The sequence below is a fragment of the Rhizobium sp. BK591 genome (assembly GCF_014195045.1).
Taxonomy (GTDB): Bacteria; Pseudomonadota; Alphaproteobacteria; order Rhizobiales; family Rhizobiaceae; genus Rhizobium; species Rhizobium anhuiense.
Genome location: NZ_JACIAZ010000010.1, coordinates 132,318 through 155,217, shown reverse-complemented (window position 1 = coordinate 155,217; position 22,900 = coordinate 132,318). Strand labels below are relative to the sequence as shown.

The window sequence follows — 22,900 nt, the reverse complement described above, 5'->3', positions numbered from 1 at the left end:
CCCGCTCTATAGCTCGGGAGCAAGTCGATACTCACGGCTTGCACGGACCAATCTGTGTTTGCCAGCGTCGACGGTTAGGAAGCGAGTAGCAAGCACCCGACATTCCTAGCGCCGAGACATGGACGTCGGGCTTTGTGCCAACTGAGTGATATCAAGACGTACCGGCGGAATTGCCGCTGCCCCCATTGAGCCCCAATGGCCGCGGTAGCCCTGCACTATCAAGGGCGACAAACGTGAACGTCGCGTGCGTGACCTGTTCGCGTTCATCGGCGTATCGATCACGACGCCAAGCCTCCACAAAAATTCGCATCGAGGTCCGACCTGTCGAAAGAAGGCGGGCGTACAAGGATACCTCGTCTCCGACCCTCACAGGCCTAATGAATGACATCGCCTCCACCGCGACAGTTGCAGTGCGACCGCGCGCCACACGAGCAGCCATATTGCCAGCTGCCAGATCCATCTGAGCCATCAACCATCCGCCAAAGATGTCACCCGCTGGATTGGTATCAGCAGGCATTGCAATGGCGCGGATCACCGCTTCGCTACTCTTGTTCTCGTCGGTCATGAAGAACCCTTACTTTATGGCGTCTAACTGCGGCCTGTTTCGGCACCCCCTAAGGCACCTTGCAGTCATCCGAGGCCAAGTAGTCTTCGCGTGTTTTGTATCGCCGCACCGGGCGGCTACCATCCCAAGCCGTCGCGAGGTGCTTGATCCCTTCGAAATACCGATTACGCGCATATGAGTTTGGAGCGAGTTCGATGGCGACGCCGAAATGGGACGGTCCACTGAAATACTGGGAGCTAATCAAACCTGCCGTAGTCTCAATGGTACATTCCTGGCTGAACCCCATTTCCTCAAGGCAAACGCACGATTTCTCGTAATCGTCTGGCCAAAATCCCAGGTGGTGCAAACCTTCGCGGCCACTATGGAGAAAATCCGTCCACGGCGACGCATCTAAGCAAGTTGCCGCTATCAGTTCGATCTGGACGGCTCCAACATATGTAAAGGCAATCGACATTTTTACGGATGTCTTGTGGCCGCGATAGTTGATTATCCTATCGTCCGCCGCGTTTTCGATTACGACGAACGGCCCCGCACCTAGCTGTTCCGTCCAAAAGCGGAGACTTGCGTCTAAATCGGCAACCACATAGGAGATCTGCATATTTCTGCCAAGTACCTGACTAAGCAATGAAATCTCGGAGGTTGGGATCATGGGTCTCTCCTGTTCGGCGGATGCAAATTGCCAAGCCGTTGTCAGAAATGCTGTTCCGACCATACCGCTTGCTCTAGCCCGGTCAGGGCGCCTCGAAAGGGCCTGACAAACTGACAGGTCTGGGAGGAGCCCTGCCAACTTGCCAGGCTCTACGAGTAATGAATGCTCAATCCACCATCCACTACGACCGTCTCGCCCGTGATGTAACTTGCAAGATTTGATAGCAAGAACACCGCGACATTGGCGATTTCTTCGGGCTCGCCAACTCGCTTGATAGCGGCTCGCGCAGCCAAAGCCTCAACAAAGCCCGGCTCGGTCGAGGCGGCCTGAGCCTGTTGGATCGACGTTTTGACGAGACCAGGCGCAACACAGTTGACACGAATGTTGAGTTGGGCGAAGTCGAGCGCGAAAGCGCGCGTCATCTGAACAATCGCTGCTTTGGATGTCGTGTAGGCGGCGCGCTCTGGTTTAGAAAGAATGCCGCCGATCGAGGCCATCGTTACGATCGCTCCGCCACCATTATCCGTCATTTGACGAGCGGCGGCGCGGCAAATATGCAGGACACCGTTCACGTTGACATCCAAAACACGCTTCCACTTGTCCTCCGGCATATCGAGAACGTTCCCGCGCCAGACAATTCCAGCGTTGGCAACGGCATGCGTTACTATGCCGTGGTCGCGGCGAATTTTCTCGAATGCCGCATCAACCGCAAGGGAATCGCTGACATCGACGAGATAGCCGAACTTTGCGCAATTCTCGTCGGGATAGAGCGTCGTGAGGGCTTTTTCGAGTTGACCCGCGTCAAAGTCGAGCGGCAAGGGGCGTGCGCCCTCTGATCGCAGCTGCCTGCAAATCGCCAACCCGATTCCGGATGCGCCACCGGACACCGGGACGATAGCCGATTTCAAATCGGTCATGATCATAAAGCGTTCCTAATTTCAGTTCGAGAACTTGACATGGCAACCGGCGACACTTCTGCGAGCGGTATCAAACGTTATAAGTGGTTTGCACTCACCAACGCCTCAACCGATACCAGCGCTCTGGCCACCATCGATGTTCAAAGCCGCACCGGTAATGAACGCGCCGTCGTCTGAGCACAGCCACATTGTCGCCCGTGCCATCTCTTCCGGACGGGCAAAGCGTCCTACTGGTTCCTGCCCGATGAGCCGTGTGCGACCTTCCTCTGTTCCGCCCGATACTCGCTCAATCATCGGCGTGTCAGTGATGCCCGGGCACAGTGCGTTAATGCGAATCTTTGCGGCGGCGACCTCAAGCGCGGTCGATTTGGTAAGAGCAACCACTGCATATTTTGTCGCGCAGTATGAGCCCTGGTTGCGGATCGAAAGGACACCGGCCGTTGAAGCGGTGTTGATGATCACCCCACCGCCCGATTTATCCATGACCGGAATTTGGTGTTTCATGCAGAGATATACACCCTTGACATTGATCGCAAACAGCCTGTCAAAGAGTTCCTCACTTACTTCAGTTAGCGGGACGACACCCTGTTCGATCCCGGCATTGTTGAAGGCGAAATTCAGTGCTCCAAACGCTTGTACGCAACGATCAACGGCAGCCTTCACCTGATCGCTGTTCGTTACATCGCATGCGATAGCGGTCGCTTTTCCACCAGACTCTTCTATCCGCTTCACTGTCTCCGCTGCTGCAGTGGGGTTGATGTCGACCACAGCCACATTTGCACCAGCATCCGCAAAGGCGAAGGCGGTTGCGCGACCGATGCCGCTCCCGGCTCCCGTTATAAAAGCTGTTTTACCAGCAAATTTATAGTTCTGTGCGTTACTCACCCTAGATCCTCCTCGATCTTATAGACGGTCGCTCTGAGTTAATCGTTGTCTCTGGACCGCCAAGTCATCAAGCCGACATGCAACAGGCTTGGCTGATGCCAAGCCCTACTCCGAGGGAGCAGGGACATCGACCACAACGGTATGAATTAGTCCCAGGCGCTTGTGTTGCATTTGATCCGGGTATGTCCCGCTGTAAGTGGTACAAAACAGCGTGTGGCCATCCGGTCCGCCCAGTTCGCAGGCGATGGCGCTCCCTTCGAATTCGATTCTATCGGTGATTTCGCCGCCGTCCAGAACACGCAAGACTTCACCGGTGTTGAACGAAGACACCCAAATCGCTCCCTCCGCATCAGCGCAGATACCGTCAGGATGACGTCCAGACAAATCCGCAAACTGCCTGCGATTGGATAGGGCTCCAGTTACCAAGTCACGATCAAATGACGAAATCCTCCCGCACCAAGTTTCCGACACAATCAACGTTCTGCCGCTATTGATGAGGACCGTCCCATTTGGAAATTCCATGTCAGTGGCCGCAACGCTTACACGTCCGTCCGGTTCTACCGTATGAATCGAAGTCAGCTTGATTGGTTCGCCAGCAAATATGTCGTAGCCGAAGTTTCCGACGTACAGCCGACCACTGTCGTCAATCCCGAAGTCATTTAGATCGCCAGTCGCGAAATTCGACAGATCAACATAAAGCTCAAGCTTCCCGTCAACAATTTTGTTAATGTGCCGAGCAACCGATGATACAATGATCGGCGTCCCGTCCGGTAAAAAATTAAAACTATTGGGGCGCGGCGGAAGATCGCGGAGAACGACCTCCTTTTTCCCCTGCATGTCGACCCGATAAAGGATGCTGTCAAAGACGTCGGGCGCCCAAACGGCGCCGTCCTTCCAGCGCGGGGCTTCCAGAAAGATAAAGTCGGACGCCAGTAGTTTGGCCTCACGTATTCGCATTGTCACTTCCTCCCAATGATCGCTTTGCGCATGATTTTAGTGCGAAATGCCTAGATCTGAGGCGCCGTTTCGCTAATGTGCCTGCAAACGTCTGTATGGCTCCGCTACGCGAGGCACCTGACGGTCCTCCTCCTCGACCGCCGACCAGCCTTGGTAAAAGTATCAGTCAGATAATAACATGTCAATTGGCGGGATTTTTTATCTGTCGGCAACGCAGTCTTCCGATTAAGTATGAGGGTCCAGCCTCAGCGACCGCTACCGGAGACGACCTTTGCACAATTTTTCCATCGAAAATAAATTGGTTGCATAATGTGGGATTGTTTGACAGCTTCTGCATACCGCGCTACTTAGCTGTTGGGATAAAGGCTGGCGGCGTTTAACCCTACGAGCCTACAGTTTGCGGTGAGCCGCATCGGGCGGCTGCACTCCAGCCGTACTGCCAGCTCGCCTTCGTTAGCAGGAAGGCCACGAAGGCCACGAAGGCCAGCGGTAATGTCGACGCGGCTCACAGTCGAGCGGGATTGGCAACTGCCGCTCGTCTAAAGGTTGGACCATGGAAGTTTACGACTATATCATTGTTGGCGCGGGATCGAGCGGAAACCCCGTCGCGCGTGCGTTGTCCGAAGATTCGTCGGTCAAGGTACTTCTTCTCGAGGCAGGTCCACATGCGGACCGCTTCTGGGTCAATACGCCGGCTGGCATGGCAAAACTTTATTTTGATAAGCTGCTGAACTGGAACTACCATACGGAGCCCATGGCAAAGCTTGAGGGCCGGCGCATGTATTGGCCACGGGGAAAGGCACTGGGCGGGTCAAGCTCCATCAATGGCATGGTTTTTATCCGGGGACACCGTAACGATTTCGACAGTTGGCGCGACCTCGGTAACCCAGGATGGGGATATGAAGACGTGCTACCGTACTTTCGAGACATGGAGCATTTCGAGCGTCGCAGCGACAAGTGGCGCGGGCAAGGCGGCCCCCTTTGGGTCAGCGACCCGGTCGTCAAGTTGAAATCCAGTTTTGATTTTATTGAGGCCGCAACGCGTCTGGAAATTCCCGAAAGAGAAGATATGAACGGCGCCGAGCACGACGGCGTTGGTTTCATGCAGCACACTATCAAGAATGGCCGCCGCTTTTCAGCTTATTCGGCCTTCACCAGACCAGTCACCGGCCGACCAAACTTGACTATCCGCACCGCGGTCGAGGTCCAGCGGGTGCTATTTGAGGGACATACCGCAACAGGGGTCGAGGTTCTGGAAAATGGCAGTCTTCGAAAGATCGAGGCCGCAAGAGAGATTATACTGTCTTGCGGGGCGATAAACACTCCGAAGCTTCTCATGCTATCTGGTGTCGGACCCGCGAGCGAAATCATCCCGCACAGAATTCCACTCGTCCTCGAGCGCCCGGGAGTCGGACGAAATCTTCAAGATCATTTCTACATTCACACCGGATGGCGCTCTACCGCCGACAGCTCTTATAACGCCAGCCTTGTCGGCCTTTGGAAATATTGGGAGGGCTTCAAGTACCTGATGACGCACAAGGGCTACCTGGCCCTCGGATCGTCACAAGTGGCGGCATTCGTCAAAAGCCGCCCGGAAGAGCCTTACGCTGACCTGCAAATCAGTTTTCGCCCAATGACATTTCAGTTCCTACCAAGCGGAGAGGCCCGGGTGGAAAAAGAGCCTGGTTTGGGCGTATCGGTTTACCAACTTCGTCCGCGCACCACGGGCACCGTTACGCTTCGATCTGCGCATGCATCCGACAAGGCGGTTTGTACGCCAAATTTCTTAAACCACGGCGACGACGTTGAGGCGATGATTAGCGGCATCAGGAAAATCAGGGAAATTATGAACACGGAACCCATCCGTTCTCGTGTTCTTGGCGAGGATGTTCCTGGCTCAAACGTCAAAACAGACGAGGACATCTATCGGTTCATGGAAAAGACCGGCAATTCCGCGCATCATCAAGTCGGCACTTGCAAGATGGGCAGCGACGCGATGTCCGTGGTTGATGAGCGTCTACGTTTCCGAGGTTTGGAGCGATTACGCGTCGTAGACGCTTCGGTCATGCCGCACCTCACGTCCGGAAACACCAACGCTCCCTCGATCATGATCGGCGTAAAAGGCGCCCACATGATCAAGGCTGATGCCGTTTGTCGTCGAACGAGTCACGGCTGAACGCCTCAGGCGAGATTACCGCAGCCGCCTTAAGTTCTGGCTGACGTTTAGATCAACGAGCATGGGCAAAACTGCGATGCGTATCGCATTATTTATGCAAATCAGACCGAAAGGACCCGGCACATGAGAGAAATAAACTCGCGCCCATCTGAGGGTTTTGAGTCAACCCTTTACCCTAGAATTGGCCTTTATATCGACGGCAAGTGGATTTACGATCGCGACCGTTGGATCGATGTCCGCAATCCAAGTACCGGTAACGCTCTGGGGCCCGTGCCGAACGCGACGCCCGCCGACTTGCACAACGCGCTGGAGGCGGCAGAAGCCGGATTTCGAATTTGGCGCGATACCCAACCTCTCGAACGCTCACGGATTATCATGAAAGCAGTTGCGCTGATCCGGGAGCGTGCGCGCGATATCGCGAAAGTACTTACCCTGGAGCACGGCAAAACGCTTGCCGCGGCCGAAGGAGAAATCATACGCAGCTGCCGTTTCTACGACTGGGAGGCAGGGCAAGCGCTTCGCAGCTATGGCTGGGTCTTGCCAGCCGCCGATCAAATGCAGAAGCGCATTTTGCGCCTGCCCATTGGACCAGTTGTCGCATTCACGCCCTGGAACGTACCAATGAGTGCGTTTGCGCGCAAAACGTCGGCCGCCCTTGCTGCAGGATGCTCGATTATCGTGAAAGCCGCGAACGAAACACCCGGCACAGCCGTGGAATTGGTCAAATGTTTTGAAGAGGCGGGCCTACCGCCAGGCGTTCTCAATCTCGTCCTCGGGGATCCGGCAGTCATATCATCTACATTGATCGGTTCACCGATCTCAAGGCTAGTGACCTTCACGGGCTCTACCGGTGTGGGCAAGCATCTGACGGAGCTAGCAGCCCGCGCCATGAAGCCCGCTCTGATGGAACTTGGGGGTCATGCTCCCGTTATCGTCGGCCGCGATGTGGACGCCAAGGCAATCGGCCTTTTGGCTGCTGAAGCCAAGACACGCGCCTCGGGCCAAATCTGCGCATCGGCTTCGCGGTTTATCGTTGATGAAAGCGTCTACAAACCTTTCGTCGATTCATTTGCCGGCGCCCTCAACGACCTCCGCATCGGCGACGGTTTCGATCCGCAAGCTCAAATGGGTCCGCTGGCCAACGACCGCCGTCTTGGTGCAGCGGAGACAATGGTTCAAAATGCTATCGCGAGGGGGGCTCGCGTGGCGGCCGGTGGAAACCGCATTGGCAACAGAGGTTTCTATTTCGAGCCCACTCTTTTGGTCGACGTACCTCTGGACGCCGATTCGATGACCGTTGAGCCATTTAACCCGATCGGCTCGTGTGTTTCGGTCCCTAACCTGGATGCAGCCCTCAAGATCGCCAACAGCCTTCATGTAGGATTGGCTGGATATGCATTTACCAACAATCTGACAGATGCGGAGCGAATTCAGCGCGAGTTGGAGGTTGGTGCATTGTCGATCAACCACTTCGACACCCCAGACTCAGATACGCCCTTCGGCGGGGTGAAAGACAGCGGTATAGGTCGGGAGGGTGGCCCTACGTCACTGGACGCTTACATGGTGCAGAAGACAGTGTTACAGTTTTCCGGTACAATCTAGGCGGGAAAGAGGCCGAGCCCAATTGGTAGGTCTCTCTTCAGTCGGATGCAACAACGCGCGATGGAACGCTGCGTATAGCTCTTCGACAGTGGCTCAATGGTAAGATTTTGCGATTCTAATTGCGCCGAAGATATTACCAGCCGCCATCGCAACTGATGTTCTGTCCGGATATGAGGTCAGCCTGAGGCGAAGACAAAAAAACTGCAAGATTAGCGACGTCGACAGCCTCGATCCGGCGTTTGAGGCATTGATGGTCAAGTATCCACTGATGGTAGGCTTCACGCCTGTCACCAAACAGCTTCCATTCCGCATCGGATAGCACCGCGCCCGGTGAGATACCGTTTACATTAACGCCGTGCCTTCCCAATTCGCGTGCCAATGACTTGACCAAGCCATACATGGCCCCCTTTGACGCTACGTATGGTACGAATCCGTCCCACTGACCGTTCAGTGTTAGCGACGTCAGGCAAATGATTTTGCCAGATTTGACTTCCTTCATATGAGCGCTGCAAACTCGCGATACAACGAAAGCAGCCGAGGAGTTGATGCGGATCTCCTTTTCATATTCGGCGATGGTGTAGTCTTCGTGCGGTCGGTTCGTGATAAAGGCTGCGTTATTTATCAGGATGTCGATGCCACCTACGTCCTGTGCGAGCTTGCCGACCGTCTGCTCCGTTTCGACAAGGTCACCTAAATCGCAACCACAATAACGTACATTGCCTGATGCATCAGAAAGGACCGCCTCGCCATCCAAACCGGGAAGATCAAGTGCAATGACGCTTGCTCCCTCCTGTTGAAAGCGGGCGACCAAGGCTCGGCCAATCGTGCCGAGTGCACCGGTGATCAAAGCGGTTTTACCGGAAAGGGACGCCATCGTTACTCCACAATCCAAGGCTTCGCGCAACTTGGCGCAAGTCAATGGCGCGCGCCAGCGTTGCGTCGCTGGCGCGCGCCTTTTCTATAGGAATCTCACCATTGTGGCTTGCAGCTATCGGCATTCTCAGCCGTATAGATCGGCGGCGGAATGCTAACCAGCGCGCCCTTCGGGGTTTTCGCATCCGTTGCAGCCTTGTAAAGCGTGTCGGCTCCGGCAGCTCCATATTCTCGCCAGAGCTCACAAACCGACGCGGTGATCTGTCCGGATTTGACATACGGCATACCAGCGGCCAGGCCACCAGCCGCTGTCACGACTTTCGCTTTTGAACCGGCGTCGCTGATAGCATCGGCGCAGCCGACAGCCATCGTTTCCGCGTGTGCATAAAACACGTCGATATCCGGGTTAGCGACAAGAGCATTCTGGCAGACTTCTTGACCCTTTGCTTGTGTCCAATCGGTGGGCTGCGACGAAACGATTTCATACTTTGCGCCAGCCTTTTCCAGCCCGGCCTTGAAACCATTCGTCAGGTTGACGACAGTTGAATACCCAGCCATGCCTTCTACGATGCCGATTTTGGCAGTTCGATCCGTAGGCAACTGTTTTGCAGCAAAGCCGGCGAGGTCCTCGCCCGTCTGGAAATCGTCACGCCCGACGAGCGAGGCAAGTCCAGGATATACATCTGTCCACTTGGCAGTCGGTTCGCCAACTTGGACCAGCACGGCTGTGAACGGTATTCCAGCCGCGTTTGCCTTGTCCACCCATGTCTTTGCCACTGCACTGTCGAGAACGATCGCGGCGATACCGTCGACCTTTTGAGCAATTGCGTCGTCGATCGCATTTGATTGCTTTTCAACGCTGCCCTTTGAGTCCATCAGGACGACTTTAGCACCCAGCTTTTCACCTTCTGCCTTAAAGCCATCCGCCTGGCTGACTTCGGCAACATTCTGAAAATTTGTAACGACAAAAGCGAGAGTGACGTCCTTCGCGTACGCGCCGGGCCCCACGCTCGTCAGCGCGGTCGAAAGCCCCAGTACTGTTAGGAAACCAGTTCTATTTCGCATTCTGCACTCCTCCCATAAACATTTGGCAGCGTCATAGCGACTGCGGCCGGCTTCTACTTTTCCAATTCCTCCCTGCGCAATCGCCCAGGCATACGTGAACGGCTTCCCGCAAAACGCAACGGTTGGCGGGACGGCCAACAGATATGCGGAGCGACTGACGTGATCAAACACCGCTACTCGTAGCGAGTGGAGCTCTGATCGACGTTCGTAAATAATCTTATATTACGAGACATTGTCAAGCGAATGCTTTGGGAGACTATCAATTGCGTCGAGGGCCGGCCCTCCATATGGGTAAAAATAGGCGCATCAATGAGGCGATGAAATCATAAGTAGCTCTATAAACGGCCAGTAAGATCCGGCGAGTTGGTCGAGCGCGCAAAGCGGGATTGACATAATCCCATATGCGGGGATATTTATATTCTTGGGAGTAGGATGCGTATTGTGCAGGATCGCCGGCGGCGGTCCGCGTGGAGGAAAAAGTGTTGCAGCATCGCCACCATTTTCGAAACCGAACAGCTCGGCAAATTGCGTTGGAGCAGGAAGCGCGTGACCCCACGCAATTCGAAGCGATGAAGTTGAGTATGCACCGTTCTGTCGGAGATTCCAACCGATGACCGATCGCTCACTGCTAATGCGTTTGGAGAACGTGACGAAGAAGTTTGGTGGGCTGATTGCGCTGAGGGGCGTTGATCTTCAGATCACAAGCGGCCGCGTCCACGGACTTCTAGGGGCCAATGGCGCCGGCAAGTCGACGTTGATCAAGATTATTTCCGGCGCCTATGCGGCAACATCTGGGCAAATTTACTGGAGGGGCGGAGCAGTCTCTTGGTCGAGTCCGAGAGACGCCAATGACAGCGGGGTGGCAACGATTCATCAGCATATTCCGTTGGTCTCGACGCTCTCCGTCCTCGAAAATGTCTTTCTCGCAGCGCCCGGCTTTTGGCGCCAGAGCCTCGAAATGCGTGAGCGCTTCGATGTTATTTGTGAGCGCGTCGGGTATTCCTTGAATCCGGACGCGCTTGTGGGCGACTTGCGGATCGGTGCGCGTCAGATGGTAGCAATCTTCCAGGCGCTCGGCTCAGGAGCCGATCTGATCGTCATGGATGAGCCTACCGCTTCCTTGGCGATTGAGGAGCGGGAACTTGTCTATCGCGCTGTTCGACGCCTCACTCAAGGCGAAAACAAAGCCATTCTCTTTGTATCGCATTTCCTCGATGAAATCATAGCGTTGACCGACGAGGTGACGGTGCTACGTGATGGCCAGGCCGTGCTGCGAGCGGAAACAAAAGACCTCGATGAATCCAAGATTGCTGAGGCGATCGTTGGGCGCAGGCTGGCTGCGATGGAAACAACATCGCAAGGGCGCAGCCTAGAGCAGTTAAAGGTCCTACCAGAGCTGCTAGAGCTTCGGGAATTGGGGTCCCCGGGCAAGCTTCAGCCTATTTCGCTAAAATTGCGTGCCGGTGAGGTACTGGGCATCGCCGGGTTGCTTGGTTCAGGTCGCAGTGAGCTGCTTCATGCAATCTTCGGAGCAGATGCCGATGCGACCGGCGATGTGGTCTTGCGGGGAAAAACGCTTCGCCGCAGCACCTCTGCAGCCGTAAAGGCCGGCATCGCCTTGGTACCAGAGGACAGAATGCGTCAAGGCTTGGTCCCCGGGTTTGAAATATGGCGAAATACGACGCTGCCCGCCCTGAAAGGGGTTTCAGCGGGAGGTGTGATCCCCATCGAGCTCAAGGAGCGCGAACGGGCCCTCGACGCTATCCAGCGGCTTTCTATCAAGGCGCAGTCGCCGGACGTGCCGGTGACGGAACTCAGCGGTGGAAACGCGCAAAAAGTGACTATCGCCAAGTGGTTGTACAGCAACGTCGACGTTTTTCTTCTCGATGAACCAACCGCGGGGATCGACGTCGGTGCAAAAGCGGACATCCTTATGCTGGTGCGTAAGCTCGCATCTGAAGGCAAAGCCGTTATCGTCGTTTCGTCGGAATTTGAGGAATTGATTGCCGCGTGTGATCGCATACTTGTGATGCGGGACGGACGTTGCATCGCCGAAAGATCGGTCGCAAGCACCTCAGAACATGAACTCATCCTGTTGGCCAGCGGCCATACTGTTGCGCAGACAGCCGCCTGAACAAGCTCGAAACTTGAATATGAATAGTGAGAACACAATGGCTTTGACACTGAAGCAAACCGATGAACAGACGAAGAGCCGTGCTGCGGCGCCGTCGCTCGCTTCAAATCCGTCAATCGACAAAAAGGCGGACTGGAGTCAAGCCTTCGGCCTTCGTGAGATGGGCGTCTTTTACGCCTTGCTGTTGCTCGTGATCGTCCTTTCATTCACCACAGCCTACCTTGGAAAATCCAATTATGTCAGCGTTCTCAATGTGACGAATGTCGTTTACCAGGCATCACTGATTTCATTCATGGCTATTGCCATGACAGTTGTCCTGATTACCGGAAATTTCGATCTTTCTGTCGCGTCTGTCGCAGCGCTTTCGGCGGCGATCTTCGTTGGAAGCTGCAACTCCATGGGGCTCGTGCCGGCGATTGGCCTTTCCATGGCCACAGCAGTGACAATTGGACTGATCAATGGGAGCATCGTGCAATTCCTGGGGATCAACGCGTTTATTGTGACGCTGGGAACATTAACGGCAGTGCGCGGGCTGGTTTTGATTTATACCGACGGTGCGTCCTTAACGATCCAGTCGCCCCAGATCGTCGAAGTACTGAAAGCATTTGAATCAAACCGGATCGACATTGCCTATGTACTGATCGGTCTCTCCGCGCTCTTTCTTATCTCTGGAGCCTACAGCGCGATTCGTATCAAAAGAATGTCTCCGCGCTCTGCTGGCCTCGTCCTTGCGGGCGTCTCGATACTGGCGTTCACGTGGGTTGCCGGTTTTGTCGTCTCGGTGAAAATGCCCGTGATATATTTGGCAGTGTTCACGGCGATGGTCTGGTTTGTTCTGCGCTTTACAACGGTCGGTCGAAAGATCTATGCGGTCGGCGGCAACCCGGAGGCAGCACGTTTATCAGGCATCAATGTCACACTTTACCGTCTTGCCGCGTTTGTCTTTTGCAGCGGCATAGCGGGGTTTGCCGGAATATTATTTGCAGCACGGCTCCGCTCGATGAATCCTACGGGCCTGCAGGGAGCTGAACTTACGGTCATTGCGGCAGCAATCCTCGGGGGCACGTCCCTGTTCGGGGGCGCGGGGAGCGTAGTCAAAACGCTAGGTGGAGCGCTTCTACTATATTCCCTAACCAACGGGTTTAATATTCTTAACCTGGGTGCGAACTACCAGGGTCTTATAGAAGGTATCGTGGTCGTCTCGGCTGCGGCGATTTATACCGTCGGTGGCAATAAGCGAAGAACGAAGACAGGCTAATCCACAGCTCCGAGATCATTCAGTTAAAGCGTGCAAGCGAAAGCGACGAGATCGCGACGAGTGCATCCATTTTTCTCGCCGACCCAAAAGAGTGAAGACAATGGTGACGATGCCTGCTGACGATTTTTCCCGCGACTTGGCCAAGTTCGTTTCGAACTGCCGCTACGAGGATTTGCCGGCTGAAGCGGTGGAAGCGGCCAAAAAGAGTATTCTTGACCTGCTGGGAGTAAGCTTGGCAGCGAGTGGTACCGTGCCCGCCGTACGCGGAGTTATGGAATTTGTTCGCGATCACGGCGGCAAACCGCAATGTAGTGTCTTAGGTTTCGGCGACCGTGCTCCGCCTATCATGGCCGCCTTTGCGAATGGCGCGATGGCACACTGCTTAGATTTTGATGATATGGCACCTGATGGTAATCACGCAAGCAGCACACTTATCCCCGCGGTGTTTGCCGCAGCCGAGTATCAAGGCGGACTGTCCGGCCAGGATCTCATCACGGCTGTTGCAATCGGGCAGGATATCTTTCTCAGGATGCGGCGAAGCCTGAAGCAGCGACTGGACTGGCTTGTGACAACCGTGCTGGGTGTATTCTCGGCTACTGCAGGTGTTTCATACGTATTGCGTCTCAGAGAGGACCAAGTGGCCAACGCATTTGGTATAGCAAGCCTGGGCTCCTGTGGGACACTGGAGATGCGGTTTGGAACGGGAAGCGATCTGGGAGAGCTGTATGCTGGTTTCGTCGCCAAAAGCGCCGTGATGTCCGGAATGCTTGCGAAGAACGGCGTCACGGGCACGCAGCGCGTTTTCGAAGGCCAGGCAGGAATTATGAAAGTCTATTTCGGCGGCGAATATGATCGTACCAAGATCCTTGACGGACTTGGTACTCGCTTTAAAGGGGCCTCGATGCAGTACAAGCCATGGCCCGTCTGCGGAATTGCCAACACCTACATCCATGCGATCCTGAAGTTGGTACGCGAACACGACCTCAAAGCAGATGACATTCAGGAAATTCGGCCGTTCGTCGGTGATTTCCAGCAGCGTATGTCCTATCCGCTCGAGGAAAGACGGCGACCGACAGGCTCCATGGACGCGCGGTTCAGTCTTCCTTTCTGTGTCGCGGTCGCGGCGACCTACGGCCGCGTCGGAGTTGAGCATTTTACCGAGCAAGGACTTCAAGATCAGGCGGTACTCGCTATGGCCCAGAAGGTGGTTCCTGTTGACGACAGCAAATTTGATTGGACAGCTGAAATGCCCGACGCGCGCGTTGAAATCGACACAAGGCGAGGGTTGACCATAATCGGAACAGGGAAGGGGACACCAGGAAGTAATGACTTTCCCCTGGAATGGACTGACCTGGTTCGCAAATTCACGTCCTGTGCAGCTCTGGCCGCTCAGCCAAAATCCTCAGCTGCGATCTCCGACGCTGCCGGGATGGTACGGTCTCTCGAGCAAGTGACGGATGCCACTAAGATTATTCGGCTGCTTTCATGACGACGAATAAGACGGAAGGTGGTTTAGATGGCCGCCAATGCGGGATGTCTATCGAAACCACGTTTTCATCCGATTTCTTTAATTTCTGATTCAAGCCAAGCGGTTGGCATGAGGAGAACCCAATGAAAATCCTAGTCGCCGTAAAGCGGGTTGTCGACTACAACGTGAAAATCCGGGTGAAGCCGGATGGCACGGGTGTCGAGCTTGCCAATGTGAAGATGTCGATGAACCCGTTCGACGAGATCTCGGTGGAAGAGGCGCTGCGGCTGAAGGAAGCCGGCAGGTGCGAGGAAGTGGTGGTCGTCTCGATCGGTCCTGCCAAGGCCGAGGAGACGCTGCGGACCGCACTTGCCATGGGCGCCGACCGGGCGATCCTGGTCGAGACCGATGATCAAATCGAGCCGCTCACTGTCGCCAAGATCCTCAAGGCTGTGGCCGATGCCGAACAGCCGGGCCTCATCATCGTCGGCAAGCAGGCGATCGATGACGACAGCAACCAGACCGGCCAGATGCTGGCGGCATTGCTTGGAACCGCCCAAGCGACCTTCGCCTCGAAGATCGAGATCGGTGATGGCAAGGCTCAGGTGACCCGCGAAGTCGATGGCGGCCTGCAGACGATCGAGATCAAGCTGCCGGCGGTCGTCACGACCGATCTGCGCTTGAACGAACCGCGTTATGCCTCGCTGCCGAACATCATGAAGGCGAAGAAGAAGCCGCTCGACAAGAAGAGCCCTGATGATTTCGGCGTCTCGACCATACCGCGCCTCAAGGTCTTGAAGACCGAGGAGCCGTCGGGCCGCAAGGCCGGCGTCAAGGTCAAGTCGGTCGCCGAACTCATCGACAAGCTCAAAAACGAAGCCGGCGTGCTGTAATCAGCTTGGAACAGGAACCATCATCATGACCATTCTTCTTCTGGCTGACCACGACAATGCAAGCCTGTCCGACCAGACCGCCAAGACGCTGACGGCTGCATCCAAGATTGGCGGCGACGTGCATGTGCTGGTTGCCGGCAAGGCTGCCAAGCCAGCTGCCGATGCCGCCGCCAAGCTTGCCGGTGTCTCCAAGGTGCTGCTCGCCGAAAGCGACGAACTCGCCAACAATCTGGCCGAACCGCTGGCCGACCTGATCGTCTCGCTGGCGGGAAGCTACGACACGATCATCTCGGCCGCCACCTCGGTCGGCAAGAACGTGCTGCCGCGGGTGGCAGCCCTGCTCGACGTTGCCCAGGTCTCGGAGATCATCGAGGTGATCTCTGCTGACACCTTCAAGCGGCCGATCTATGCCGGCAATGCCATCCAGACGGTGCAGTCGGGCGAGGCCAAGAAGGTCATCACCGTACGCACGACATCCTTTCCCCCGGCCTCCCAAGGCCAGCTTGCTGCCGTTGAGGAAATCTCAACGGCAGCTTTTTCTTCAAGCCTTTCCTCATTCGTCTCCAGCCGAGTATCCTCATCCGACCGTCCGGAACTGACCTCGGCCAAGATCATCATTTCCGGCGGCCGCGCGCTCGGTTCCGCGGAAAAGTTCGACGAGGTCATTGTGCCCGTTGCCGACAAGCTCGGCGCGGCCGTCGGTGCATCGCGTGCTGCCGTCGATGCCGGATATGCTCCGAATGATTGGCAGGTCGGCCAGACCGGTAAGGTGGTGGCACCGCAGCTCTACATCGCCTGTGGCATCTCCGGTGCCATCCAGCATCTCGCTGGCATGAAGGACTCGAAGGTTATCGTTGCAATCAACAAGGATGAGGAAGCGCCGATCTTCCAGGTCGCCGACTACGGCCTCGTCGCGGATATCTTCGTCGCTTTACCGGAACTCGCGAACTTGCTTTGAGTCGCTATGGTCGCCTCCAATCGCAGCTTGCTACCGCAATTTGCGACGAGGCAATGAACCTGCAATGCGGACTAAATATTTTATAGAACATCCTGCGGCTCCGGTAATTTGAATCCAAAGAATAACTAATACCCCTTATTTCATGCACCCACGCATGGGTGCCCAACTAACGGAGACAAGACATGAAAATTGACAGGAACGGTTCGCAAAACTCCGCCAAGGGGCCAGTCGAATGGTTCACCGGAAACGTACGCCTCGATCCACTCTTCGCAGCTAACGCCTCTCGGCGTGCGACGGCTGGCGCGGCCACTTTCGAGCCTGGCGCGCGAACAGCATGGCACACTCATCCGCTCGGACAAACCCTTATTGTGACGGGAGGGGTGGGCCTGGTGCAACGAGCTGGCGGGCCGATCGAGGAGGTTAGGCCAGGCGATGTGATCTGGTTCGAGCCAGGCGAAAAGCATTGGCACGGCGCAGCGCCCTCTACGGCCATGACCCATATAGCAATCCAAGAGAATGTTGATGGAAAGGTCGTTGATTGGCTGGCCCCTGTGACCGACGAAGAATATCTCGGTGCTGTGAAACGAGCATTCGAATGACTCTCTGCGTGTCGTGAGCAATTTGTATCAACGACTAGCGAACGGCGCGGCATCAGTTCGGGCTTAAAAAGATAGCGGGCAAAGTTTCTCCACTTGCAACGTGATCGGGGACCGGTGTTAGCGGAGGCGATCGTTTCCTGAGGATTTTTGCCGGCCAACGGCTCGCGCCGCTTTTCGAATGGGCATTGATCGTTTGAATCAGGCGATGCTAGCGAGCTAGAGGCGCAATGTATGCGAACCTCACATCGAATTGGAAAGACTCAGTTCAATACATGTCATCGATATTTTCCCTATTCCCAAATCACCAGCAGGTTTTACCAGGCTTCGCAGACTGACTATTCGCAGCCGTAACCCTGAGCTTCGTTCCTGAAATCCTGAATCGATCCGATACGAACGACAGTCTCCGCTCAAACATTGATGAGCGCATCTCATAACGACAAGCGACATGAGGCGACTAATACAAGTATCGAGCAGCTGCTAAGAATCCTTAATTCGATCGAAACGAGGGGAGTTTGCAAAAAATGGCAGCAAACAACTGACGTCACGACCAAGGCGGCACCTTGGACACCGGTCGCCGTGGAAGTACTCAACTTAAGGAAGCTGGCGTGCTGCGCGGTGACCAAGCTCACTCCAAGGAGTTTAGTGAGGATACGTATTCCCGCGCGTCTAAACCAAAGCGGTAAAGGGTCCCGGCCACGTTGATCTCTACGATAGAGTAGACATGATTCCGTTCGATAAATTCACGTCTCTCTTCGAGACCCATCTTGCCACGGCCTAATGGGGGCGTAGGTACATTGTAAACGGGGATATGTGGTCTTTAGCACAAGATACTATGCGGTAAGGTCTTCCGCCTTCACCCTTTCATTCTCGTCTTACGCTCGGAACCGGAAGAGCCGGCTCCGGTGTGTCCAAGACAGCGAGCATCATCGCGGTTTTCCAGCCAGAAAAGGCACGAATTAAAATCGTGCTGCAGCGGTTTCAATATCTGAGAGGCTAGTTTCCGGAGGAAGCTGGGCCTTCCTTTCCCAATGCGACTCCAACCGCGAAAAGATTGAGCAACTAAGTATGACTTCGCAGAAACGGCTAAGTTCGTTGAATTTCCTATTTCAAAACCGCTCTCTTGAGGCCGCGCAACGGACAGGATTCATTTTGGCTGTGTTGGGACGCACGGTTGCCGTAACTCTGTTAGCATTCGTGTTTCTTTGGGGCTATCACTACCCCGTCAACATCGTGATATTCGCCTTCACGCTTTTCTTGGCGTCTCTTGGTTTGGTGGCACTTATATCGACAAGAACGCGGTTCGAAATCTACGCGCGCTATGCTTTTTTTTGCACTGATGCGGTGCTCGTCTCCCTTGTTTTAACGTTTGTTCCCTTGAGCAGCGGCGACTCGATACCGCAAAATCTTGTGTTCCTGACCAGCCGGGTACAATACTTTTACGTCGTTATAGCTGCTTCCATCTTGACGCTATCGCCTTGGTTGGTGGTCTGGACAGGGGCGAGTTGCGTTCTAGGATTGACGTTTTCCACGGCTTGGATCGTCCACAGCATGCCGGAGATGTTATCGTTTTCGGATCTAGCCCCGTCCCCTTCACGGGAAGTTTTCTACAATGTCGTTCTCAACCCCAATTTCATTGGAATAGAGTCGCGCATCGAAGAAGGACTGATAATGACGACGTTGACGGGAATTGCCGCAGTCGCTGTTCATCGTGCCAGGTCTGTTGCCTCCGCAAGGCTTGAAGCAGAGGAGAGACGGCGCCAAATCCAGCGCCTCTTTGGTAAATACGTTCCGTCGTCGGTTATTGGCGATCTCGCAAGCGATGGTCAATTGGCGCCTCAGATAAGAGACGCCACACTGCTTTTCGCCGACGTGGAAGGCTTTACCGCCTTGTCGGAAAATCTGGATCCCTCAGCAGTAATCAGCCTCTTAAATGGGCTTTTTTCATCCGTCTCAACGGTAGTAAGCAGTCACGGAGGCCTGGTCGTTAATTATTTCGGCGACGCCGTCATTGCAGCATTCAATTTGCCACTTGCTTGTGACGATCACGAGCTGCGGGCGGTCAGGGCCGCACAGGAGATATTGCAGGTGCTTGCGGATACCAAGTTTGATGGCCATCGAATCAAACTGAGGATCGGGATTGCCTCGGGCCCTGTTGCAGCCGGTACAGTTGGGAGCGAAGACAAGCTTTCGTTCACTTTATACGGCGATACCGTAAACCTGTCTCAACGTCTGGAGGCGCTCAACAAGAAACTTGGCACCAACTGTTTGCTTTGTGGAAGAACGTTTGAGCGCCTGGGCGGTCATATCGTCGGCTTGCGCAGCCTCGGAGAAATGGCGGTTCGCAATCGGGACAAACCAGTGGCGATTTATGCCTTGGCCAATGCCGTTCCCGCGCACCGAGGCTGAGATCGTCAGACCCTCGATGCTAAAGCATGGATCCTGGCATCTTTCGGCGCTTTACCCGTTTTCAAGTGGCAGGAGCGTCGAACGGAAGCGCTCATGGTCGCGCCCAGCCCTGGGCGGAAACGGCACATAGCTTTCGGGAATCTGGCTGTGCTCTTAGCGAAGCCCGTCGGTCAGGGACTTTACGACTTTTCTTCCAATGTACATATCGACCTTTCTTCAAGGCTCTCCGCGAGGCAGGTTTCACATTACAACGCTACTTTCGGCGATCGCGTCCCACGAAGCTGACGAAGTTTTTTGTGACAACGCACTGTGGAAGCGGACCGGACGCCGGATAAATTCGAGGCCGGCCAGGTTCCTCTGAATACGCTCCATTATGCTTGGCATCCTGATTTGGCTTATAGCCCCCGCCGTCAGAGTTTGTACGGGAGCATTCCCCTGAGATGGTGATCGACCAATATCTTTTGGCGGAGCGGGGGAATCGACCTGCTAGCACAGTCGCGTCGTTCGCAAAGGCGACACGATACTCCGATCGGATCGAAACCGCGTTGGTTCGATACATCGAGATCGTCCGCGTAGACGAAAGCATCTGCGTAGGAGATCTCGCATCCGAGAGCCAGCGTGTAGGTCGGCCGGTTGTTGCTGTATCCGGCCACGGCTTTCGATGTCTGCGTAGCAAGACAGAGATAGCGACTACCATCCGGCGTTTCCGCAAGCTGGCGCATGATCTGTCCCGGTGTCACTGGCGCCTGATGCGCGATCCACAGCGGGCAAGCTGCGCCATATCTCGCGAACTGAAGTTTCGTCGCGCTGTGTCGCTTGGTGATATTTCCGGACCGATCGATCCGTGCAAAGAAGAGAGGAACGCCTTTGCCGCCGGGGCGCTGCAGCGTCGAAAGACGGTGGCACACCTGCTCAAGCGAAGCGCCAAACCGAGCAGAGAGGAGGTCGAGATCATGCCGAAGTTCAGCGGCGGTTTCTTTAAATACTCCATATGGTAAAAGCAGCGCACCGGCAAAGTAGTTGTGCAATCCGATACGACAGATCTCGTATGCTTCCTGGGTCTTAAAATTCGCCGCTGACGCGACGGCGTCGATTGTCTCAGCTCCGTGCAATTGCGCGATTTGCAATGCAACCTGAAAGTCTCTCGTTGGCGCCGGGAGATACTGGTTCAGCGTCAATTCTCGTAAAATTGGATCGAAGCGGCGCATAGCCGCGTGAACCTCGGTGTCCTTGCGCAGCCGAATCCCATACCGTGTGTCAATAAATTGACTGAGGGTCGTAAAAGTATCTTGCTCGGCAAGACCGAGTTCCTGTGCTAGGGATTCCGCTTGTTGATCAACTTCATGAATGTAGTTATCAACAAAATGAAAAAAATCGCGCACTTCCTCATAGGGCGTGTTTTCCACTAGGATTTGATCGTCCAACCGATCATCATGGCTTGCAAGCTGTTCGCTGCGCTGCCGGTATGCCTCGTGGCAGTTGAGCAAAGCATGGGCAAACCCGGGCGCATTCTGCGCGATCAGCTTCAATTCCTGAATGCTGGGAATGTAGTTTGCAAATAGGGGATCCGACAGCGTTTCCGCCAGTGCAGAGACGAGACGATCTCCGCTGCCGGCTGACAGCTCGCTGATATCCATCTTGAATTTGTCGGCCAGCGCCAGGAGAACAGTCGCGGAGACAGGCCGCTGATTATTCTCGATCTGGTTCAAATAACTGGTCGAAATTCCAAGCCGCTCAGCGAAAACCGCCTGAGTGAACCTGTTGGCGTCGCGCAGATCGCGAACTTTTCGTCCGATATAAAGCTTCCCAGCCACCATGTTCTTTTTCGCAAAATGGATATTTGCATTTTTGCAGAAAATACTTTTGCACACGATGGCGCCTTTTGCCAATACGAGATTTTCGTTATCCGACATGGAAACTGAAATAGAAGGTCATCATGGCGGCTAATATTGAGAACCTTGAGCAGCGACGGGAACAGGCGCGTCTCGGCGGCGGGCAAAAACGCATTGATGCACAGCATGCCAAGGGCAAGCTGACGGCGCGCGAGCGCATCGAGGTGCTACTCGACGAAGGCTCCTTCGAAGAATACGACATGTACGTCACCCATCGCGCCGTCGATTTCGGCATGGCAGAGCAGAAAGTGGCGGGCGATGGCGTCGTCACCGGCTGGGGCACTATCAATGGCCGCCAGGTCTACGTCTTTTCCCAAGACTTCACCGTGCTCGGCGGCTCGCTGTCCGAAACCCATGCGCAGAAGATCTGCAAGATCATGGACATGGCGGTGCGCAACGGCGTGCCCGTCATCGGCCTCAACGATTCCGGCGGTGCCCGCATCCAGGAGGGCGTCGCCTCGCTTGCCGGTTATGCCGAAGTCTTCCGGCGCAATGCCGAGGCGTCGGGCGTCATTCCGCAGATCTCCGTCATCATGGGTCCCTGCGCCGGTGGTGCGGTCTATTCGCCCGCCATGACCGACTTCATCTTCATGGTGCGCGATTCGTCCTACATGTTCGTCACCGGACCCGACGTGGTGAAGACCGTCACCAACGAGATCGTCACGGCCGAAGAACTGGGCGGCGCCGGCACCCATACGAAGAAATCCTCGGTCGCCGACGCAGCCTATGAAAACGATATTGAGACGCTGGAGCAGGTGCGGCTGCTGTTCGATTTCCTCCCACTCAACAACCGCGAAAAACCGCCGGTGCGTCCCTTCCACGACGATCCGGCCCGCATCGAGAACCGTCTGGACACGCTGATCCCGGACAGTTCGGCAAAACCCTACGACATGAAGGAGCTCATCCACGCGATCGCGGACGAAGGCGATTTCTTCGAGCTTCAGGAAGCCTTTGCCCGCAACATCATCACCGGCTTCATCCGGCTTGAGGGCCAGACCGTCGGCGTCGTCGCCAACCAGCCGATGGTGCTGGCCGGCTGCCTCGATATCGATAGTTCACGCAAGGCGGCCCGCTTCGTCCGCTTCTGCGATGCCTTCTCGATCCCGCTCCTGACCCTGGTCGACGTGCCCGGCTTCCTGCCAGGCGTCGCGCAGGAATATGGCGGCGTCATCAAGCATGGCGCCAAGCTATTGTTTGCCTACAGCCAGGCCACCGTGCCGATGGTGACGCTGATCACCCGCAAAGCCTATGGCGGCGCCTATGACGTCATGGCCTCCAAGCATATCGGCGCCGACGTCAACTATGCCTGGCCGACCGCCGAAATCGCCGTGATGGGCGCCAAGGGCGCCACCGAAATCCTATACCGCTCCCAACTCGACGACGCGCAGAAGATCGCAACCCGGACTGCAGAGTACGAGGTCAACTTCGCCAACCCCTTCAAGGCGGCCGAACGCGGCTTTATCGACGAAGTTATCATGCCCCACTCCTCCCGCCGGCGCATTGCTCGCGCCTTTGCCTCGCTGCGCGGCAAGCGGCAGGAACAGCTTTGGCGCAAGCACGATACGATCCCATTGTGATCCGTCGTCCCGTCATTCTCCGGATG

At 55.4% G+C, this 22,900-nt stretch carries 18 protein-coding genes; 10 read left to right on the top strand and 8 right to left on the bottom strand.

Annotation, left to right across the window (positions count from 1 at the left end; all coding sequences use genetic code 11):
- Positions 1-151: 151 nt before the first annotated feature.
- The 5 genes from FHX10_RS32635 to FHX10_RS32615 form a co-directional block, all read right to left on the bottom strand.
- A complete protein-coding gene (locus tag FHX10_RS32635) occupies positions 152-565 on the bottom strand; it encodes an acyl-CoA thioesterase (RefSeq protein ID WP_130815668.1) in 414 nt (137 codons plus the stop codon).
- Between the two features lie 49 nt (positions 566-614).
- Positions 615-1,214 (bottom strand): VOC family protein, encoded by a 600-nt coding sequence (locus FHX10_RS32630; RefSeq protein ID WP_165932265.1) that lies wholly within the window; start codon positions 1,212-1,214, stop codon positions 615-617.
- Positions 1,215-1,363: 149 nt separating this feature from the next.
- Positions 1,364-2,137 carry an SDR family NAD(P)-dependent oxidoreductase gene (locus FHX10_RS32625; protein ID WP_132575178.1) on the bottom strand — a complete coding sequence of 258 codons (774 nt, stop codon included), beginning with the start codon at positions 2,135-2,137 and terminating at the stop codon, positions 1,364-1,366.
- Positions 2,138-2,236: 99 nt separating this feature from the next.
- Positions 2,237-3,016, bottom strand: coding sequence for an SDR family NAD(P)-dependent oxidoreductase (locus tag FHX10_RS32620; protein ID WP_132575180.1), 780 nt, complete (start codon positions 3,014-3,016; stop codon positions 2,237-2,239).
- A gap of 105 nt (positions 3,017-3,121) precedes the next feature.
- A complete protein-coding gene (locus FHX10_RS32615) occupies positions 3,122-3,973 on the bottom strand; it encodes an SMP-30/gluconolactonase/LRE family protein (RefSeq protein ID WP_132575182.1) in 852 nt (283 codons plus the stop codon).
- Positions 3,974-4,526: 553 nt separating this feature from the next.
- Here FHX10_RS32615 and FHX10_RS32610 point away from each other — a divergent pair.
- Both FHX10_RS32610 and FHX10_RS32605 read left to right on the top strand, forming a co-directional pair.
- Complete coding sequence (locus FHX10_RS32610) at positions 4,527-6,149, top strand: GMC family oxidoreductase (RefSeq protein ID WP_132575184.1); 1,623 nt, start codon at positions 4,527-4,529, stop codon at positions 6,147-6,149.
- A 123-nt stretch (positions 6,150-6,272) separates the two neighbouring features.
- A complete protein-coding gene (locus FHX10_RS32605) occupies positions 6,273-7,751 on the top strand; it encodes an NAD-dependent succinate-semialdehyde dehydrogenase (protein WP_132575186.1) in 1,479 nt (492 codons plus the stop codon).
- Between the two features lie 133 nt (positions 7,752-7,884).
- Here FHX10_RS32605 and FHX10_RS32600 read toward each other — a convergent pair whose 3' ends face one another.
- Both FHX10_RS32600 and FHX10_RS32595 read right to left on the bottom strand, forming a co-directional pair.
- Positions 7,885-8,625 carry an SDR family oxidoreductase gene (locus FHX10_RS32600; RefSeq protein WP_132575188.1) on the bottom strand — a complete coding sequence of 247 codons (741 nt, stop codon included), beginning with the start codon at positions 8,623-8,625 and terminating at the stop codon, positions 7,885-7,887.
- 95 nt (positions 8,626-8,720) lie between these two features.
- Complete coding sequence (locus FHX10_RS32595) at positions 8,721-9,689, bottom strand: sugar ABC transporter substrate-binding protein (RefSeq protein WP_132575190.1); 969 nt, start codon at positions 9,687-9,689, stop codon at positions 8,721-8,723.
- Positions 9,690-10,299: 610 nt separating this feature from the next.
- Between FHX10_RS32595 and FHX10_RS32590 the strand changes: the two genes are divergently transcribed.
- From FHX10_RS32590 to FHX10_RS32560, 7 genes are all read left to right on the top strand, one after another.
- On the top strand, positions 10,300-11,823 hold the full coding sequence (locus tag FHX10_RS32590; protein WP_246781282.1) for a sugar ABC transporter ATP-binding protein: 1,524 nt from the start codon (positions 10,300-10,302) through the stop codon (positions 11,821-11,823).
- Positions 11,824-11,860: 37 nt separating this feature from the next.
- Complete coding sequence (locus FHX10_RS32585) at positions 11,861-13,081, top strand: ABC transporter permease (protein WP_246781281.1); 1,221 nt, start codon at positions 11,861-11,863, stop codon at positions 13,079-13,081.
- Between the two features lie 100 nt (positions 13,082-13,181).
- Positions 13,182-14,570 carry an MmgE/PrpD family protein gene (locus tag FHX10_RS32580; protein ID WP_207910835.1) on the top strand — a complete coding sequence of 463 codons (1,389 nt, stop codon included), beginning with the start codon at positions 13,182-13,184 and terminating at the stop codon, positions 14,568-14,570.
- Positions 14,571-14,692: 122 nt separating this feature from the next.
- Positions 14,693-15,442: an electron transfer flavoprotein subunit beta/FixA family protein gene (locus FHX10_RS32575; RefSeq protein WP_132575192.1), complete on the top strand. Its 750-nt coding sequence runs from the start codon at positions 14,693-14,695 to the stop codon at positions 15,440-15,442.
- A gap of 25 nt (positions 15,443-15,467) precedes the next feature.
- Positions 15,468-16,400, top strand: coding sequence for an electron transfer flavoprotein subunit alpha/FixB family protein (locus tag FHX10_RS32570; RefSeq protein WP_132575194.1), 933 nt, complete (start codon positions 15,468-15,470; stop codon positions 16,398-16,400).
- Between the two features lie 182 nt (positions 16,401-16,582).
- Positions 16,583-16,999 carry a cupin domain-containing protein gene (locus tag FHX10_RS32565; RefSeq protein WP_130815677.1) on the top strand — a complete coding sequence of 139 codons (417 nt, stop codon included), beginning with the start codon at positions 16,583-16,585 and terminating at the stop codon, positions 16,997-16,999.
- Between the two features lie 1,065 nt (positions 17,000-18,064).
- Positions 18,065-19,405, top strand: coding sequence for an adenylate/guanylate cyclase domain-containing protein (locus FHX10_RS32560; RefSeq protein WP_130815678.1), 1,341 nt, complete (start codon positions 18,065-18,067; stop codon positions 19,403-19,405).
- A gap of 410 nt (positions 19,406-19,815) precedes the next feature.
- Here the strand turns inward: FHX10_RS32560 and FHX10_RS32555 are convergent, their stop codons facing one another.
- Positions 19,816-21,222, bottom strand: a complete 1,407-nt coding sequence (locus FHX10_RS32555) for a short-chain fatty acyl-CoA regulator family protein (protein WP_132575410.1) — start codon at positions 21,220-21,222, stop codon at positions 19,816-19,818.
- A 119-nt stretch (positions 21,223-21,341) separates the two neighbouring features.
- On the opposite strand from FHX10_RS32555, the gene FHX10_RS32550 reads away from it, so the two are divergent.
- On the top strand, positions 21,342-22,874 hold the full coding sequence (locus FHX10_RS32550; protein WP_132575196.1) for an acyl-CoA carboxylase subunit beta: 1,533 nt from the start codon (positions 21,342-21,344) through the stop codon (positions 22,872-22,874).
- Positions 22,875-22,900: the final 26 nt, after the last annotated feature.

Coding starts and splice junctions, on each gene's coding strand:
- FHX10_RS32625 (WP_132575178.1), bottom strand. CDS start 2,137: ATGATCATGACCGATTTGAAATCGGCTATCGTCCCGGTGTCCGGTGGC.
- FHX10_RS32635 (WP_130815668.1), bottom strand. CDS start 565: ATGACCGACGAGAACAAGAGTAGCGAAGCGGTGATCCGCGCCATTGCA.
- FHX10_RS32550 (WP_132575196.1), top strand. CDS start 21,342: ATGGCGGCTAATATTGAGAACCTTGAGCAGCGACGGGAACAGGCGCGT.
- FHX10_RS32615 (WP_132575182.1), bottom strand. CDS start 3,973: ATGCGAATACGTGAGGCCAAACTACTGGCGTCCGACTTTATCTTTCTG.
- FHX10_RS32595 (WP_132575190.1), bottom strand. CDS start 9,689: ATGCGAAATAGAACTGGTTTCCTAACAGTACTGGGGCTTTCGACCGCG.
- FHX10_RS32565 (WP_130815677.1), top strand. CDS start 16,583: ATGAAAATTGACAGGAACGGTTCGCAAAACTCCGCCAAGGGGCCAGTC.
- FHX10_RS32585 (WP_246781281.1), top strand. CDS start 11,861: ATGGCTTTGACACTGAAGCAAACCGATGAACAGACGAAGAGCCGTGCT.
- FHX10_RS32555 (WP_132575410.1), bottom strand. CDS start 21,222: ATGGTGGCTGGGAAGCTTTATATCGGACGAAAAGTTCGCGATCTGCGC.
- FHX10_RS32590 (WP_246781282.1), top strand. CDS start 10,300: ATGACCGATCGCTCACTGCTAATGCGTTTGGAGAACGTGACGAAGAAG.
- FHX10_RS32630 (WP_165932265.1), bottom strand. CDS start 1,214: ATGATCCCAACCTCCGAGATTTCATTGCTTAGTCAGGTACTTGGCAGA.
- FHX10_RS32580 (WP_207910835.1), top strand. CDS start 13,182: ATGGTGACGATGCCTGCTGACGATTTTTCCCGCGACTTGGCCAAGTTC.
- FHX10_RS32575 (WP_132575192.1), top strand. CDS start 14,693: ATGAAAATCCTAGTCGCCGTAAAGCGGGTTGTCGACTACAACGTGAAA.
- FHX10_RS32600 (WP_132575188.1), bottom strand. CDS start 8,625: ATGGCGTCCCTTTCCGGTAAAACCGCTTTGATCACCGGTGCACTCGGC.
- FHX10_RS32560 (WP_130815678.1), top strand. CDS start 18,065: ATGACTTCGCAGAAACGGCTAAGTTCGTTGAATTTCCTATTTCAAAAC.
- FHX10_RS32570 (WP_132575194.1), top strand. CDS start 15,468: ATGACCATTCTTCTTCTGGCTGACCACGACAATGCAAGCCTGTCCGAC.
- FHX10_RS32610 (WP_132575184.1), top strand. CDS start 4,527: ATGGAAGTTTACGACTATATCATTGTTGGCGCGGGATCGAGCGGAAAC.
- FHX10_RS32605 (WP_132575186.1), top strand. CDS start 6,273: ATGAGAGAAATAAACTCGCGCCCATCTGAGGGTTTTGAGTCAACCCTT.